Here is a 16,838-nt window from a genome sequence, read left to right as displayed (position 1 = left end):
TCCAATTCCTTATATAATTTGCAAGCCTAATCGAGTATAAGACATAGAGTTAACTGTAGGTCAAGTCTTAAGACTATTAAAACCAAAAAAAGCCGCTTATTAAGCGACTTTGAATGGAAAACTATTTAAATTGTGTAACTCCCCCGGCCTGAACCCATATGACTCATGATCATTTCGGCAGCTCGCTTGTAACCGCCAGCCTGCCTTAGAGATTCACCAATGAGGTAAGCCTGCCGTCTATAAAGTGAATTGTGTAGCACTTCTGTTAATGCCTCTCTCAAATTAGTTGCACTGAGGTTATGTTTATTTAAAGTAATACCCGCGCCGAGCTCCTGTACCCGATTGGCGACAAGAGGCTGATCCGATGTTAATGGAATCATCACCATTGGAACGTTATAATATAACGCCTCACTTGTGCTGTTCATTCCAGCGTGTGTAATAAAAACATCGGTATGCTGCAGCATGTCCAACTGGGCAATGTATGGCTTGACGATAAAATTAGGTGGTATTTGATCAGCCAGCGGCTCCATATCCGTGTATTTTCCTGAAGATAAAACAACATTCACGGGTAGATCCCCTAATGCTTCAAAACAAAGCTGATAGAAATCCAAATTTTTATTTAAAATCGTACCCATAGCAATGTACACGGTTTGCGGGTACCGTTCACGAAGCAACTCAAACGAGAAGGTCGGAGCATCTTGGCGTGTTATGATCGAAGGACCCGTGAAAATAAAACGATCATCCAGCTTTTCTGCCTGCGGCTGAAAATAACGGCTGGTGTACACGAGCTTTAACTGACCTGTATGTGCCGGAATCTCTTCCATAGCTGGAATACTCACTTGAAGCTCTTCAGCTAACTCCGTTGTGATCTTCATCGTAGCCTCATAAAGCTCCTTCGTCTCCGTCTCATTCAGAACTGAGCTAGATCCCAGAGGCTCCACAAAAGCAAAGGACGCAATCGAGCACACCGCAGGAATTCCCAGTTTTTCTGCAAGAATAGTCCCTCCCCATCCCATCAGGGAATCAAAGATCATATAATCGAACTTTTGATCCTCGATCACCTGTAGCACATTGGGGATGATCCTCCGGATAATACCGCTTACCATCATATAAATGAACTGATAAGAATGCTTGTATTCCTGGGGTTTCAACACCGGATCATGAGAGAAGGCATCTTGTGGAAACGGATAGGTAATGATCTGGGCACCGGTTTGTTCAATTCGGGAACGGTACTCCTCCGTGCACACATAGATGACTTCCTCACCATTGTCTATCAACTGAGTAACTAACCCTAACGATGGATTCACATGTCCTTCAGCTGGAGTAATGACTACTAATACACGTGCCATCTTACCCACCTCCCAATGCAATTAGTCCCCCCGTTCTTCGTGATGTATTTAACGACCCGGTCGTCATCCGTTACATGGTGATGTTGTCCTTCACTTGGTTGATTGGATGATGTTCTTGATGAACGAGTTTGGTAATTCGTAGTGATGCCAAGAAACTTAACAAGACCCATAATAATTGCAGTGTTAACACGATCAAAACACCTGTCGATATGCCCCACTGTAACGTTTCGGACAAGGCAATCAGAGCGCCACCAACGCCAATGCTTACACCCATATAGAAGGAATCCACAAATTGTAGATTCGCGGACATTTCGCCCTCTTTCCTGGGCAAGGCATGTTGTAAAGCAATGGCTGCCGTTGTAGGGTTGGCCAATCCAACACCGAACCCTGTAATCATTTGTGAGAGAAGGATGAGTATAATCCCGCCGTCCGTCAAAATAAGTGCCATGATCACAAGTACAGTTCCAACGATCATAATCCCAATGCCCGTCATAACCCTACCCTTTCGGGCACGACCTTGATCTCGTGCATCAAGCTTGGCTTGTAACCACGCTGCGGCGGACCAGCTCAGAGAACCTGCTGCTACGATGAGACCAGCAAGGTCAGCTGATAACCCCTTCACCTCGGTTAGTGCCAAGATCACAAAACTTTCCGTTGTAAAATAACAAGCAACATATAGACCCCTCGATACCAAAGTAGCAGGCAATCCTTTTTTTACCGAAAAAGTGCCCACAGGCAGCAATTTACGCATTGGTTGGATCATGACGACTAATCCACCCAAAGTGAGTACTATGCCTTTCCAATCGGTTATCATACCAAGTCCTGTGAGTAACAGCCCCGTTCCAACCGCAAGCAGAATCGCATACATAATCTTTGAGTCAGTTGCTCGCGCTGGACCTGACAGATCTTGCTGAAGCTGCAAATTACGGAAAGAATGGAATGTGAGACTCAACGCTATTCCAATCAAGGGTAAAACGATCCAGAAAACATATCGCCACGAGATGTAGGAAGCAATAAGGCCTGCTGCATAAGGTCCGATTAAGGTTGGTAGGACAAATGCCATAGAGAATGCGGCCAGGATTTGAGTACGAAGTGTATCTGGATAATGTAACGTCACACAGGTATAAACACATGTGATCAGGGCCCCCGCTCCAAAACCTTGAAGGGCTCTTCCGGCAATAAGCATGTGCATATCGAAAGAAATAGCGGAGACCACAGTTCCTAACACAAAAACACTAAAAGATATCAGCATGGATGTAAAAACGCCGCGCTTGTCAATCTGCTGACCCATAACCAAAGTTCCAATAAGCTGAGATAACAAAAATGCGCTGAAGATCCAACCGTATAAATGAATACCCTCTAAACTTTGTGCCATTTTCGCGGCAATCGTTGTGATAGCCAGTCCTTCAAAAGCTACGGTTGCCAGAACCAGCATAATCCCAATTGTAGGCGCCCTGTACTGAGCATCAAAAATCCCAATCTGATTGTTGTTTGTCTTCCACACCTCCATAATTTGATGGGTATTATGGTAAAATAAACCTTTTTCACTCCCTGAATATACATGAAGCGTTATACTTTGTAAAGTTAAATGTTTAAAAAGTAAGATTGTGGTCTAGAATATGGTTCCCCATGTTCAATAGGAGATTTTGCTTGAAAATATGCCATGTTCATTACAGTCAATTTGGAGAAGTTCATCCTCCAGGATCCAGGCATCTGTTTTTTCAACAAAGAAATGAAATCCTCCAATGGATTGAACCAATGCGGGATCGACCGGTGTAGCACTCGCATTTATGCCAATTGTAAAAGCATCGGAGCCTCCTCCGACATATTTTGCGTAAATCCTTACATATTGGTCCTCTTCCAATTCCCATTCATTCTTAAATGAATCGATTGCTTGTTCAGATACTACAAATGAAATCATTGCTCTGCACTCCTTCCTACATTAATCACATTTTTTCACTTCGCCACGATAATTGGCCATTCTGAAACTGGCTCCGCATCCACACGAAACTTTGGCATTTGGATTATTCATGGTGAATCCACCTAACATTCCGCTCTCTTCATAGTCAATCTCAAGACCATCAATATATGGAATACTGTTTGCGTGAACCAATATTTTAAATTGCTTTTTATTTAACACAATGTCTTCTTCTGCCTGCTGTTCATCCACGATAAGGGTATAAGACAAACCACTGCATCCCCCTTCATCAACGCCTACTCTAAGAAAGGCATTTTGGATATCCGCACTTGATAAGATCTCAACGATTTTGTCCGATGCTGTATCACTGACCTCAATGATCATCTTTATTCCTCCCGGTGGTATCATTTTGAAATTTGGTATCCCAGTCCATTAGACAGGGTATGAATGCTGCAAGAGCAGCTCCTTTTGGCGTAAGTTCATAAATAATTTGTGTAGGGCGTGTCCGTATTGTTCTTTTGACCAAATGATCATCTTGAAGACCCTTTAAACGTCTGGAGAGGATCATTTCGGAAATGGAAGGAATGTTATCGAATATTTCACCGAATCTCTTCGGGCCTTGAGACAGAGCACATAAAATATGGATCGTCCATTTCGTTCCGATGATGCGATAAGCTGTAAATAGTTTATTCGGATCCTCAGTGAGCAATGGTCTGTACACCCACTTCCTTATTCATCTTCGTGGTGAGATCCGAGTGCTGGCAATGATACTCGTGACGATCAACAAGAGATGGAAACCCATGGCTACAATTAAGCCGGATTGAAGTGACATACCGCCAGCCTGACACACGACAAGAATGGAACCACCAATGCCGATCACTACACCAGGTGTAAAAGAATCTGCAAATTGCAGATTTGCCGAGGTTTGGCCCACGCCTTCTTCCCCCGTTTGGGAAAATGCGACAACACCACTAATCGGATGCGCCAATCCAATACCAACTCCTGCAATGATCTGACCAATAACTGCAATGGTAACGGTCACAACAGGTACCCAAAATACGATGGCAATCCCTATGGCAAGTAACAATACGCCAAGAATAATTCTCATATGACGTCCACTACCCTGATCTGCCGCATCCCACCGTCCTTGCAGATACGCAATGATACACCAACTTAATGCAGCACTCGCCACAATTAATCCGGCCTGAGAAGGTGTAATTCCTTTCACATCGATTAGAGCCAATACCAAGAAATTCTGTGTACTAGTATAGGCAGCGAAGAACAATCCACGTGTTGCCAGAATTGCTGGCATTCCTCTGCGCAACGTAAGTGTTCCCTTCGGTAGCAATTTACGGAGAGGAAATATCATCAATACTAGGCCAATCACGACTAAAACAAATCCCATAATGCTCGGAAGCCTACTTAGACCAACCAGGAAAATCCCTGTACCCAACGTTAAGAGTAACGCCATCCAAGTGGAAGAAGATCCGCTATCCCCTCCCGTCTTCTGCACTTTCAATTTCCTAAAGGCAGGTAAACTAAGCAATGCTGAAACCACCAGCACAGGTAAGATCCCCCAGAAAACAAAGCGCCAGGACCACTGATCTGCGATAACTCCTGCTACATATGGACCGAGCATGGACGGAAGAACATAGGCAGTACCAAATGCTCCAAGAATTTTGGCACGTAACTCATCCGGGTAACTTAACGATATAGCTGTATACACACAAGTCATCATAGCTCCGGCACCCAAACCCTGTAGAGCCCGTGATCCTATCATGGTATACATGTCGCCTGCGGTTGCGGCAGCGATCAGCCCTACGATAAACAACAGAAGTGCAAAAGTGAACGGTGCTGCAGGTCCTCTTTTATCAATGATTCGACCGACGACCAGCGTTCCGATAATCTGCGCAAGCAGATAGGTACTGAATATCCATCCGAACAGGCTAAGGCCGTTCAAGTCTCCAGCAATTGAAGGAGCAATGGTGGTGACGGATAAACCTTCGAATCCAACGGCCATCACTGACAAAATAATCCCTATGGTTAGTGCAAAATAACGCGGGCTGAAAATACTTTGATGATTAGACGACATGAAATGTGACCTCCAAGAAAATTGGTATGTATACATCGTATCCGGATACTTAGTAAACATTTTTGTTTATAATGTCTAAGCTACAGTTCGGCTTTGACTTTGTCAACATTTTTGTTTAAAATGTAGTTAGTCATGTAGATTCAGTTCGTCACAAGGAGGTGCACCATGAGCGGAAATCAAACCAAAAAAGATGTCTCGACCAGTACCCGAAGAGCAATTATTAATCTGTTAAAAGAGCGCGGGGGAATGGATGTTGTCACTCTCTCCTCTCAGTTTTCGTTATCCGGAATGGCTATTCGTCAACATCTGAATGCGCTAAAAGGAGAAGGGTTGGTTACCACTATGGAAGAGGCCCGTCCCATGGGTCGCCCCACCAAGTTATGGATATTAACTCCCGCGGCTAATCGTTTTTTCCCAAGTGGATATTCCGATTTATCCGTCAGCCTCATCAATTCGATGAAAGAGGCTTTTGGTACTGAAGGGCTGGACAAGCTGCTGGATGTTCGAAATAAAAATATGCAAGAACAATATCTTCAGCATCTTGGTGATTCATCAGGAGTTAAAGAAAGATTGGAGAAATTGGCCGAAATTCGTACCAATGAAGGTTATATGGCCGAGGTTAAGGAGCAGGATGATGGTAGTCTCCTACTCATTGAGAAACATTGTCCGATCTGTGAAGCGGCCGCGGTATGTACCGGGTTATGCAAGAATGAGTTACATTTATTTAAAACAGTTCTAGGCGATAATGTTCATATTGAACGGGGAGAATACATTCTAGCCGGAGGAAGAAACTGCGTATACACCGTTAGGCAAAATAAGCCATGACCAAAAGAGCAACCTCATTGGAGATTGCTCTCTTGGTTTGGATTTTGAACTGATTAGAACGATTCGGATTTCTCTAAATCATCCTTCATTATACCGGTTATTTCTAACGCTTTCATAATCGTATGTACCCGATTATGTAATTTTGAATTGAGGTAGAGTATAGTAAGAGTGTCGAAAATATACTCTAGGAGGCTACTGCCATGTCACAAAAAATCTGGATGAACCTGCCGGTGAAAGATGTTGTGCAATCCACTACCTTTTTCAATGAGATTGGATTCCATGGGGAGAATGTTGGCAACGAGAGAGCCCAGCTTGTCATAGGCTCAACAACTATTCTACTGTTTCCAGATGCAACGTTTGAGAAATTTACGGGTGCCAAAACTGCAGATACTTCCCATAGCGCAGAAGTGATATTTTCCATTGGTGCTGACAGCAGAGAAGAAGTTGATGCTTTTATTAAAAAAGTCGAGTTAGCTGGAGGAACCATCTTTGGCAAGCCGGGTGAAACAGACGGCTGGATGTACGGCGCAGGATTTGCCGACCTGGACGGTCACCGCTGGAACCTGTTGTATATGGATGAGAGCAAAATGCCGAAACGGTAATGTATAACGCCTATCACTACGTCCGCCTCTTATCCTCCAATTTTGGAACCCTCGAATCGGCTAGTCATGGAGATTCTGAAGTAATTCGTTACGATACTAAAGATAAGGAACACGATTCCTCCAACTACAATATATTGTGTACTTATTCCAGTTACGATTAGTCCACATACACTAGCACCAAGTGTTGTTCCCAGGTTGGAAGAGGTTAGAAAGATCCCATTCGACAGTTCGGGTGCCTCTGGTGCTGCCGATACCACCCAATATTGAGTGATATTGCCCCCTATGCCTCCTATGATCCCCCAAATGAAAATAAGGAAGGCTGTTGGCACACTGAATTGTCCGAAGGTGAACAACAAGATGTATACCGTTATTAATGCAATGGGATACATCTTGATCGTTCTTAAAGGGAAATTAGCGAGCAGTTTCCCTGCTATCATGTTCCCAACCATATTGGCCAAGCCATATAGAAATAACAACACACTGACGGTGTTCCAGTCATATCTTGTCACGGTTTTCAGAAACTCGGCAAGGTAACTATAGACCCCAAATACAGCTCCGTTCATGAAAATCACACCAGCAATGGATAGCCACATCACGGATCTTCTCAATACATACAGATGAGTACCCATAGAGATTCTTTTAGTAACTGGCATTGAGGGCACAAAAAGAAGTGTTGCTACAAATGCGACGATTGTTACGGCGGCAAAGAACAACATCGCATAGAACAACGATGTGCTGGTGGCAATCAAGCTCGAAAGGGGTACTCCAAGTACCATGCCTGCCGACACGCCTACAAATACTTTAGCCACTGCCTTCGGCGCTTCTTCCTTGGGGACTGACGCCGCTGCGACCGTAAATGCCAATGAGCAATAGACAGGATGGAAAAAAGCCGGAACGACACGTGCAATGACCAATACCGTAAAGTTTGATGTGATGGCGGAGACCAGGCTGCCCACAATAAAAATGCCAAGTACAAACAACATGACATGCTTGCGGTTCATGCCCGAAAATAATAAGGGCAAAATGGGGCCAGATATAGCAACCGCAAGCGCAAAAAGACTCACGATCAAACCAGCGGTTGAGATACTGACCTCGTAATTTTCTGCAATCAAAGGCAAGATTCCGATTACGCCCATCTCCGTATTTAAAATACTGAATACACCAAAGGTCAGAATGAATACAAGCAGGTGATTGCGTTTAGTTGTCATATGCCATGGATTTAGAGAGATGCCGGTAAGCATTGATCTCTGTCTGAAGGTTGGCAATTTTCTGCTCTGCAATGTCTATCGCGTCGGCTCCTGCAATAAAGCGTTGCGGCGGTTGGGCCTCGTCAATTGCCGCCTTTACTGCGGCATGTGCATCAGCATTCTCGCAAACATCTAATGGGACAACCATTACATTCTCGGAATCACCAATCGCGCGAACCACTGCATCGGGATTCCGGCCGGTAGCAACAACCTTGTGTCCAGCAGTTAAAGCAGCCTTCGCAATAGTTGTGCCCATACCTCGACCAGCGCCAGTGATAAACCATACTTTTGTCTTATCCATATCATTCATTCCTTTCAATTTCTTCTCCAGTTGCCTTGCTTTTTAGTTTAGCGTTTATACACCACATAGCAAATACTCATATCTTATAACAAGTTATGCTTGAAAGGCATTTCTGTAAGGTTTATTGTAGAATATAAGGGATAAAGGAGGAGTTACGATGGAGATTAGAGTATTGCGTTATTTTCTTACGGTCGCCAGAGAAGGAAGCATTACACGCGCTGCTGATTTCTTGCATGTTACGCAGCCCACCTTGTCCAGACAATTGAAAGACCTTGAACAAGAGTTGGGAAAGAAATTATTTATTCGCAGTAGTTACAGTATTATTCTCACAGATGAAGGTATGCTTTTAAGAAATAGAGCTGAAGAAATTGTAGGTATGGTTGATAAATTAGAGGCAGAATTTGAATCCATGGAAGAAACCATAAGTGGAGATATTTATATAGGCGGTGGAGAAACGGAAGCCATGAAACAGATTGCAAGAGTGGCAAAAGAAGTTCAGAATAAATATCCCAATATACGCTATCACCTATACAGCGGCAACGAAGATGATGTAACTGAGCGGCTCGACAAGGGGCTCCTTGACTTCGGTATTCTAATCCAGCCAGCGGATGTCTCCAAATATAACTATATCAATTTCTCCGACAAGGATGTTTGGGGAGTGGTCATGAGAAAAGAAAGTCCACTCGCCTCCAAAGATACGATTCGATCTACAGATTTATTACATGTTCCACTGATCTGTTCACGACAGTCAATGAAGCAGACATTTTCAAAAAATGAGTTTGCGGATTGGTTTGGCGAAGATTTTGACAAATTAAACGTCGTTACTACATACAATCTTGCATATAATGCTGCCATTATGGTTGAAGAAGGCATTGGTTATGCATTAACACTTGATAAAATAGTGAATACGTCCAGTGAAAGCGATCTTTGTTTCAGACCTCTAGAGCCAAGACTTGAATCTGGGTTAAATATCGTTTGGAAAAAACATCAGGTCTTTTCGACTGCTGCGGATTTGTTTTTAAAAGAAATTCAGGCTAAATTTTAGACTGATAAAGGGATTAACGTTAGTATAAGAAGAAACCCACCGGAGCTTAATTCTCGGTGGGTTTCTTTATGACTTGTTCAATCCCGAGCAAAATAAGCTTCAAGCCGAACTCGAAAGCTCCGTCGGTTCCCATCACCTCAAACAGACCGTTCTTATACATCCTGCTAAAGAGTCCAGCTTCCTTCTCACTCATAGAATCCAGAAGATGTATCATCTCTTCACCCTGAAGTGCTTCCTGGTCCTTAATAACAGCAGAGATATTGCGCTGATGCTGATAATCGTCGAGTACGAAATAGAATACATAGTTGACCAGTGTAAGAACGGCCTGTAATTTCTGCTCTTGCTCTAGCGGTGTTGATTCCATGCAGAGCAACATGCGGTTGGTGAAGCGGATCATGTCCGGTTCATGGGGCAACGTCATCATCATGAGCTGTGTGGAGCACGGGTATCTGCTGAGCACACTCCGTACCGTCACCGCAAGCCCCTCCATCTGCTCCTTCCAGTTCCCTTCAGTATGGAACTCGTCCAGAATAATTTTCGATATCTGGTTGGCCAGACGCTGGTAGAGCGTCTGCTTGCTCTTGAAGTACCAGTATAGAGATGGAGCCTGAATCCCCAGCTTGTCTGCCAAGCGTCTCATGCTGAATTTCTCGATGCCCTCTTCCCCGAGAAGCTCCCACGAAATTTCCAAAATCTTATCTTCCGAAATCTGAGGCTGTTGTTTTTTCATCGATATCCGCCCTTTTATCTAACAGTGTAAGTTTATGCTTTACAGGTTCATAAGTTCATGATAACATCTAACACTGTAAGGTTCAATCTAACGGTGTTAGATTAGATCAATATTAACGAAGAAAGTAGTGACCCACATGGATGCAGAAAACCTCCATTACTTTGAAAAAGCACCAATCGCCAAAGCCGTAGCTCATTTTGCTGTCCCAATGATGCTAGGCACGTCAATGAGTGTTATTTACTCCATCTTGAATGCCTATTTCCTTGGCACACTGGGTAATACGGCAATGTTAACCGCACTCGCATTAACTTTACCTTTATTCGCGGTTATCATGGCCCTTGGTAATTTAATTGGTATAGGCAGCGGCACATTCATCTCCCGTTTGCTGGGAGAGAAAAAAGTAGATGATCTGAAGCATGTATCTTCATTTGCCTTTTACAGCAGTTTAGTTCTCGGAATTATTGTGATGGCCGTTGGGCTCCCGCTGATTGAACCAATCGTTCATGGGCTGGGGGCAACGCCAGAGTCCTTCGGATTTACGAAAGAGTATGTCACGATTATGCTTATGGGTTCACCCTTCGTCATCTTATTCTTCACCCTGGAGAATATCGTGCGCTCAGAAGGTTCAGCAATGACTTCTATGACCGGTATGATTCTCAGTGTTGTTATAAATATTATCCTTGATGCATTATTCATTTTTGTCTTCCATTGGGGTGTGATTGGCGTTGCATCTGCTACCGTCATCTCCAACTTGGTTGCGAGTGCATTTTACGCTTACCATATGAGTTATAAGAGCCAATTCTTAACCGTCTCCCTGAAATGGTTCAAGGTGACCAAGGACATCCTGAGCAATGTGTTCAAAATCGGTGTTCCCGTCTTTGTTATGAGTGTCTTCTTGGGTGCAATGTCGCTTATTCTTAACCTTTTTCTTGTCGAATATGGGGATCAGGCCGTTGCGGGGTATGGAATATCATCACGTTTACTGCAATTTCCTGAATTTATTCTGATGGGCTTGTGCGAGGGAGTTGTGCCGTTGATTGCCTTCTCATTCACAGCGAACAAATTACGTATGAAACAAACGATTGGATTCACGATCAAAGCTATTTTGGGCTTAGCCGTCCTGTTTGGTGTTATCGTTTATCTAATCTCTGACCACTTGATTGGTTTATTTACGACTGACCCGCAATTAATTGAAATGGGTAGCTACATTCTGCATGTAACCTTCTTATCCTTGTTTATTACAGGAATGACTTCTTTGTTTATGGGGATCTTCCAAGCAACAGCCCAAGGAACCGCCGCGTTTGTTATGTCCATAATTCAAGGGATTACACTAATTCCTATATTGTATATCGCTAATCAAATGAATGGCTTTCATGGAGTGATCTGGTCGCTCGTTATTGCGGATGCCGTGGCTTTCCTAGTTGGGGCCATTATGTTATATGTTTTGCGGACCAAATTGCAGCCGGATCTGGAACATTTGGCACAGTAGTTAACGTATAACACGCAAAAAGGCAGGATAAGGGCGCTCCCTGACCCTGCTCTTTCATTTCGAAATGACAATTATCTATCTGGTGATACGAAGAGATCGTAAACCCTCTGTTATAAGGAAAAAGCGGTCAACATATGTTCTATTTCATCCATATACCCATCCACTGTAATGCTTCTCGGAGCAAACAGAAATCGTAGTAATTGTTTCCATTCCGAGCCTGCAATAGAGGTTGGTAACATCGAATGTTCTGTATTAGAGAAGATTTTCACATGAAGCAAGGAAGATGGCTGAATTCCTTTACGGTATGCTTGCTCTGTATCAACAATGTCCACATTCACATCATCTTCTCCAAGCAGAAGGAGTACAGGGGTTTTGAAATGATGCAAATCCGCCGTGGCATCTGAAGCAAAATTTTTCTTTATGAAGTTCCAGCGTTCTTTGGAAATCAGATCATGCTCTCGAGCAATCTTGGTGTACTCTTCATATGTGCCATGTTTCTTTAAAATCTCTTTAATCTGGTTTTCATAATCGACCTGATTTTGAATCTCCTCCGTGGAATGACCGTCTTTCGCCATTTGGCTACGTGTGTTGTATTCTCCCTGTTCCAACCAGTTTATCGCTGGTGATACCAAGATACTGAAGGCGAGATGTTCTTTCCCAGCAAGCTTAGGAATCACCCAGCCTGCTTGGCTGGCACCCCATACGCCTATTTTGGAATCATCAATGATGGATTGTTCTTTCGCCCATGCAATTGCGTGTTGTGCCTCCACAACACGATCATCCATGCTTTGATCTAGCCAGTTTCCCTCTGAACCCCCAATTCCTCGTTTATCTAGCGACAAGGATGCATACCCAATCGATGCCAGTCGCTCCCATAACGGTTTGTATCCCTCACCATGAGTAGAGTCTATCGGACCGTCACCATGAATAAACAGTACTAGACCTAACTTGCCTGAATGGTTTCTGGGTAACGTGAGCGTACCTGTTAACTTACCCTGTGGAGATTGAATTTCAATGGTTTGTTCCTCCATGTCAAAATCACTTTGATCGACTATGTACAGTCCTGCACCAACCATCAGTAAGATTGCCACAATAACTGAGATGTATCGTTTTTTCCAATTAAACATAACTATCTCCTTTGTAAATCATGTAATGCCATTGGTTTTCGCCTAAGAGCAGGCCGGTCAGAAAGCTGTTTGTGCTATACTGCTTGCGAAATTGATAGCGTTCATATAACTGTATCGCTTGATGATTCTGACTTGCCACATGCAAGCTAAGAGATGACATTGATTTGGATTGCAACATATATTTCTGTGCCCATTGAAGCAACTGCGTACCAATTCCCTTGCCTTGGTGCTGTGGATGTACAACCAGATCTTCCACATAACATTCGCCTAATGTAGGAGTATGCTTCAGCAGATGTAAACCAGTTATTAACTGAAGCAGTTTCCACATGCCAACTCTATTGCAGTGGCTCCACCAATGAGGATTGGCACGAACGCTTGTTATTGCTGCTCTGTTATCTGCTTCCTTCCATTTCAAGCACATGGTGCCAACAATCTCCTCATTTTCACGAGCAATGATACGAAGAGTACTTTGTTCCATGGGCGGATGATTGAGCAACTGTTCAAATACGTAAGCCAGATCAGTTATGGACAATGAAGTGATCTTTTGAAATTTGTGTCCAAAACCATAAGCCATGAGTTCAGCAACAGCTTGATGAAACTGGGGACAAACGGGTTCTATCTGAATGGAAGTTGTCACTGTGTGTCTCCCCTAATCGATCATTTGTAACAACAGCTCATAATGAAGCTTTTCTGGTGTGAATAAAGATAAATAAGATTTTTCTACCATAATAAGTGGACCGTGATAGGGATAGCCCTGATCTTCTGCGTAAGCATAAAATTCGTTGATATGTTCTTTGAGTTCAGCTTCAATTTGTACATATACATGACGAGAAAGGTATTTTCCTCTAGGCAAAACTAAATCGTTCGCTCCCTCCTTTTGTGTATAAATTCCTACGGTGTCCGTCTCATCGTACGCATAATGGATGTCGGCTTCAAATAAATTGGGAATGTTTTCTTTAAGTTGGATCAGTTGTCTTGCTTGCAAGTACTCTTGCGCTTCCATATGGAACCACAGGGATAAGTGAATCTCCTCACGAGTATCAATATAATAAGTCACTTGATCCTCAAGCGGAATATGCTCTTGCTCATGCAACAACTTGCTGATAAGGTGCTTTGTTTGCTGAAGCTGAGTGATGGCTGCTTCCGTGTCTGCCAACGCTTGGCGAAATAATGATGTGATTTGAACGGTTGTCAGATTACTCAAACATTCCTTGATCATTTGAACAGACAGTCCCATTTTGCGAAGCAACAAAATATGAGATAGACGGTAAATTTCATCTACCCCATACATCCTGTATTGGTTTTCTGCAATATAAGCAGGGGCCAACACCTCTTTTTCTTCGAAGTATCGAATTTGATGTACAGAGACTTTCATCAGCTTTGCCAGCTCACTAATCGTAATTTCATCACTCAACCAATTCACCACCTTTGCTGTTTTTCATATTACAAGCATAAACCTTAGGTCTGACCTAAGGTCAAGTTTTTATTTTAGCCTCTCCTGATAACAAAAAAACCACGGCACCAGATTCGGTACCGCAGTTTATTAATCAATCATCCTATTGGATTTGTTTCATGTAAGATTTGAATTCCTCGGCAATTTCTTTATATTTCGTATGATGCAGGTAATGTGAACCTTCCATTGGGATCATTTTGCCCTGCGCGGATTGTTTGGCTTGTGCTTCATGTAGCGGAATCCACTGCGGGTTTTTCTCGTTATTGGAAAGAACAAAGAGAAGCACTGGCAGATCACTAGGATACGTGAGTTTTTCTCCATTTTTGAAATTGGAACCCAGATGTTTAAGCTCATTTACTAATGTCGGATTTGTCGAGACTTGATTCGAAATCAACTTCATCTGTTCTTTGGTATGTTCATCATAGTCAAGTGATGCATATGAATCACCACTCACTTTATTGAGTACTCTCATTAAGCCTGATTTTTGAAGGAATTTCATTAAGTTTAAAGGTAATTTAACATCCATGCCAGGTTGATTCGGAACACTGCTATCGATCCCGACAAAAGCAGAGACTTCATCCGGATACGTGTTCACATAAGTCGCCGCGTACAGTCCCGTGATGGAATGCCCCATCAGAATATAACGATCTATACCGAGCTGCTGTACAGCTTCATGAATTTCACTAACAATATTCTCGGTGGTTCTCTCCTTTTCGGTTTGGTCGCTTAACCCATAACCGAAAGGCTCAATCGCCACAACTTTGTAATCAGAAGTTAATTCATCGATTAACAATTTGAAGTCAAGTACTGGTGACGGTGTTCCTTGTCCGGGAAGTAACACGATGGTTTGTTCGCCGCTACCTTGAATGGATACATTCATATTCTTCCCATCAACATTGACATATTGGCCGTACGATTCGATTTTCTTTTTCTCTGCCCCATTACTTATCGTATGAACGACAAACGTGATGCCCATGAACAGCACCAGCGCGCCGACAATACCACCTATTATTTTCAACCATAAGTACCGTTTTTTACGGCCCTTAGTCCCCGTTGTTGTTACATCCACTGCTTCTGCCATTTCCATCTTCTCCTGTCGTTTATATCTGTAGAGCCGCTCTTGCGACATAGGTATAGTGTAACCATGAAAGATGTCCCCTTCGTGACGGGAATATGAACGGAGTATGAACTACATAAAAAAAGAGAGCTGCTTGTTGAGAGCAGTTCTCCATAGGATAAGACAGTTTTAGTGGTCCAGGAACACAAGTTGAATGAAGAACAATACCGCAAAAATGTAGAAGATTGGATGAACATCTTTACCTTTTCCACGAAGCAGCTTGAGTACCGGATAAAAGATGAAACCTACGCCGATTCCTGTCGCAATACTATGCGTCAACGGAGTAAGGATGATAATCAGGAAGGCAGGAAATGCTTCTTCGAGATCATCCCATTTGATTTTGCTAATGACGTTAATCATAAAGTACCCAACAATAATCAGTGCCGGTGAAGTGATCGCCGGAATACTTGATATTACACTTACGATCGGTGTGAAGAACAAGGTCAGCGCAAGCAGTACACTTACCGTTACCGCTGTCAGTCCCGTTCTTCCTCCTGCAGCTACCCCTGTGCTGGATTCGATGTAAGCCGATGTTGGACTTGTTCCGAGCAAAGCACCTGAGGTTGTTCCTACGGCATCTGCCAATAATGCGCCACGCGAGCGTGGGAATTTACCATCCTTAAGCAATCCTGCTTGTTCAGCAACGCCGAGCATCGTGCCTGTCGTATCAAACAGCGTGATCAACAAGAAGGTAAATATGATTGTATATAAACCATTCGAGAATACACCTGCCAGATCCAGTTGCAAAGCCGTTGACGCGAGGCCTTGCGGCATGGATACAATCGATTCCGGCATTTGGAATAGTCCCATGATCCAGGCAAGTATCGCTGTTACCACCATTCCGATGAACAGGTAACCTTTCACATTATAAGCCATCAGCACAACGGTAATAATCAATCCGATAATGGTCAGATAAGCCATTGGCTCAGCCAAGTTTCCGATCGTAATCAAATTCGATTCTGAATCGGCAATAATCCCGGCATTTTGCAAACCTACCGTTGTAATAAACAATCCGATCCCTGCGGTTATGGCATGTTTTAAGCTAGCAGGAATTGCATCTAGCAACATGTAACGGAATGAAGTCAGTGATAAAATAATAAACAAAATCCCTGCTATAAATACGGCTCCCAGTGCAACCTGCCAAGATACGCCATACCCGGCAACTACGCTATAGGCAAAGAATGCATTCAGGCCCATACCCGGCGCAATGACGATTGGATAATTGGACCATATTCCCATAATCAGAGTTCCCACAATACTTGCAAGTACCGTTGCTATGAATACTCCGTTAAAGTCCATGCCTGTGCTGCTGAGTATTCCTGGGTTTACGATAACTATGTATACCATTGTGAAAAATGTTGTAACCCCTGCGATAATTTCTGTGGGGATGGTCGTGCCTCGTTCTTTAAGTTTGAACCATTTGTCCATGGTAAAGCCAGCCTCCAACTTTCAAATTATACTCCAAAGCTAAAAACAAAAAATCCTAATCTTCATATAGGATTGTAATATTGTCGCTCCTATATTCGTTGTTAGGATTTAAAGA

General features: G+C 43.2%; 18 protein-coding genes. 4 read left to right on the top strand and 14 right to left on the bottom strand.

The window, feature by feature from the left end; all coding sequences use genetic code 11:
• Positions 1–125 precede the first annotated feature (125 nt).
• The 6 genes from MHH92_RS15475 to MHH92_RS15455 form a co-directional block, all read right to left on the bottom strand.
• Complete coding sequence (locus MHH92_RS15475; RefSeq protein ID WP_036671332.1) at positions 126–1,349, bottom strand: macrolide family glycosyltransferase; 1,224 nt, start codon at positions 1,347–1,349, stop codon at positions 126–128.
• 70 nt (positions 1,350–1,419) lie between these two features.
• Complete coding sequence (locus MHH92_RS15470; protein WP_340904711.1) at positions 1,420–2,784, bottom strand: MFS transporter; 1,365 nt, start codon at positions 2,782–2,784, stop codon at positions 1,420–1,422.
• Positions 2,785–2,982: 198 nt separating this feature from the next.
• Entirely contained in the window at positions 2,983–3,270 is a 288-nt protein-coding gene (locus MHH92_RS15465; RefSeq protein WP_339176703.1) for a HesB/YadR/YfhF family protein, read from the bottom strand.
• 21 nt (positions 3,271–3,291) lie between these two features.
• A complete protein-coding gene (locus tag MHH92_RS15460) occupies positions 3,292–3,651 on the bottom strand; it encodes a HesB/IscA family protein (RefSeq protein WP_017688344.1) in 360 nt (119 codons plus the stop codon).
• Positions 3,641–3,988, bottom strand: a complete 348-nt coding sequence (locus MHH92_RS30590; protein ID WP_354437414.1) for a winged helix-turn-helix transcriptional regulator — start codon at positions 3,986–3,988, stop codon at positions 3,641–3,643. The genes MHH92_RS15460 and MHH92_RS30590 overlap by 11 nt, the downstream gene beginning before the upstream one ends.
• A gap of 12 nt (positions 3,989–4,000) precedes the next feature.
• Positions 4,001–5,359: an MFS transporter gene (locus MHH92_RS15455; RefSeq protein WP_076253134.1), complete on the bottom strand. Its 1,359-nt coding sequence runs from the start codon at positions 5,357–5,359 to the stop codon at positions 4,001–4,003.
• A gap of 165 nt (positions 5,360–5,524) precedes the next feature.
• Between MHH92_RS15455 and MHH92_RS15450 the strand changes: the two genes are divergently transcribed.
• Both MHH92_RS15450 and MHH92_RS15445 read left to right on the top strand, forming a co-directional pair.
• Positions 5,525–6,184, top strand: coding sequence for a helix-turn-helix transcriptional regulator (locus MHH92_RS15450; protein WP_076317830.1), 660 nt, complete (start codon positions 5,525–5,527; stop codon positions 6,182–6,184).
• Between the two features lie 200 nt (positions 6,185–6,384).
• Positions 6,385–6,786, top strand: coding sequence for a VOC family protein (locus MHH92_RS15445; RefSeq protein ID WP_340904707.1), 402 nt, complete (start codon positions 6,385–6,387; stop codon positions 6,784–6,786).
• A gap of 29 nt (positions 6,787–6,815) precedes the next feature.
• Here the strand turns inward: MHH92_RS15445 and MHH92_RS15440 are convergent, their stop codons facing one another.
• Together MHH92_RS15440 and MHH92_RS15435 are read right to left on the bottom strand one after the other, a co-directional pair.
• Positions 6,816–7,994, bottom strand: coding sequence for an MFS transporter (locus MHH92_RS15440; protein ID WP_340904704.1), 1,179 nt, complete (start codon positions 7,992–7,994; stop codon positions 6,816–6,818).
• Positions 7,984–8,334 (bottom strand): SDR family NAD(P)-dependent oxidoreductase, encoded by a 351-nt coding sequence (locus tag MHH92_RS15435; protein WP_340904702.1) that lies wholly within the window; start codon positions 8,332–8,334, stop codon positions 7,984–7,986. Before MHH92_RS15435 ends, MHH92_RS15440 begins: the two co-directional genes overlap by 11 nt.
• A gap of 157 nt (positions 8,335–8,491) precedes the next feature.
• On the opposite strand from MHH92_RS15435, the gene MHH92_RS15430 reads away from it, so the two are divergent.
• On the top strand, positions 8,492–9,379 hold the full coding sequence (locus MHH92_RS15430) for a LysR family transcriptional regulator (RefSeq protein ID WP_036615607.1): 888 nt from the start codon (positions 8,492–8,494) through the stop codon (positions 9,377–9,379).
• Between the two features lie 46 nt (positions 9,380–9,425).
• Here the strand turns inward: MHH92_RS15430 and MHH92_RS15425 are convergent, their stop codons facing one another.
• On the bottom strand, positions 9,426–10,109 hold the full coding sequence (locus MHH92_RS15425) for a TetR/AcrR family transcriptional regulator C-terminal domain-containing protein (protein ID WP_340904700.1): 684 nt from the start codon (positions 10,107–10,109) through the stop codon (positions 9,426–9,428).
• A 136-nt stretch (positions 10,110–10,245) separates the two neighbouring features.
• Here MHH92_RS15425 and MHH92_RS15420 point away from each other — a divergent pair, with 136 nt between their 5' ends.
• Positions 10,246–11,598: an MATE family efflux transporter gene (locus tag MHH92_RS15420; protein ID WP_036615611.1), complete on the top strand. Its 1,353-nt coding sequence runs from the start codon at positions 10,246–10,248 to the stop codon at positions 11,596–11,598.
• A 110-nt stretch (positions 11,599–11,708) separates the two neighbouring features.
• Here the strand turns inward: MHH92_RS15420 and MHH92_RS15415 are convergent, their stop codons facing one another.
• The 5 genes from MHH92_RS15415 to MHH92_RS15395 all read right to left on the bottom strand — a co-directional run bounded on the left by MHH92_RS15415 (position 11,709) and on the right by MHH92_RS15395 (position 16,723).
• Positions 11,709–12,725, bottom strand: coding sequence for an alpha/beta hydrolase family protein (locus MHH92_RS15415; protein ID WP_339187190.1), 1,017 nt, complete (start codon positions 12,723–12,725; stop codon positions 11,709–11,711).
• Positions 12,718–13,362 (bottom strand): GNAT family N-acetyltransferase, encoded by a 645-nt coding sequence (locus tag MHH92_RS15410; protein ID WP_338706052.1) that lies wholly within the window; start codon positions 13,360–13,362, stop codon positions 12,718–12,720. The genes MHH92_RS15415 and MHH92_RS15410 overlap by 8 nt, the downstream gene beginning before the upstream one ends.
• 12 nt (positions 13,363–13,374) lie before the next feature.
• Positions 13,375–14,139 carry a MerR family transcriptional regulator gene (locus MHH92_RS15405; RefSeq protein ID WP_340904697.1) on the bottom strand — a complete coding sequence of 255 codons (765 nt, stop codon included), beginning with the start codon at positions 14,137–14,139 and terminating at the stop codon, positions 13,375–13,377.
• A gap of 142 nt (positions 14,140–14,281) precedes the next feature.
• Positions 14,282–15,259, bottom strand: a complete 978-nt coding sequence (locus MHH92_RS15400; protein ID WP_340904696.1) for an alpha/beta hydrolase — start codon at positions 15,257–15,259, stop codon at positions 14,282–14,284.
• A gap of 165 nt (positions 15,260–15,424) precedes the next feature.
• Positions 15,425–16,723, bottom strand: a complete 1,299-nt coding sequence (locus MHH92_RS15395; RefSeq protein WP_017688352.1) for an NCS2 family permease — start codon at positions 16,721–16,723, stop codon at positions 15,425–15,427.
• Between the last annotated feature and the right edge of the window lie 115 nt (positions 16,724–16,838).

The organism is Paenibacillus sp. FSL M7-1414, from assembly GCF_038003195.1.
Lineage (GTDB): Bacteria > Bacillota > Bacilli > Paenibacillales > Paenibacillaceae > Paenibacillus > Paenibacillus amylolyticus.
This window is presented reverse-complemented; position numbering and strand designations above follow the sequence as displayed.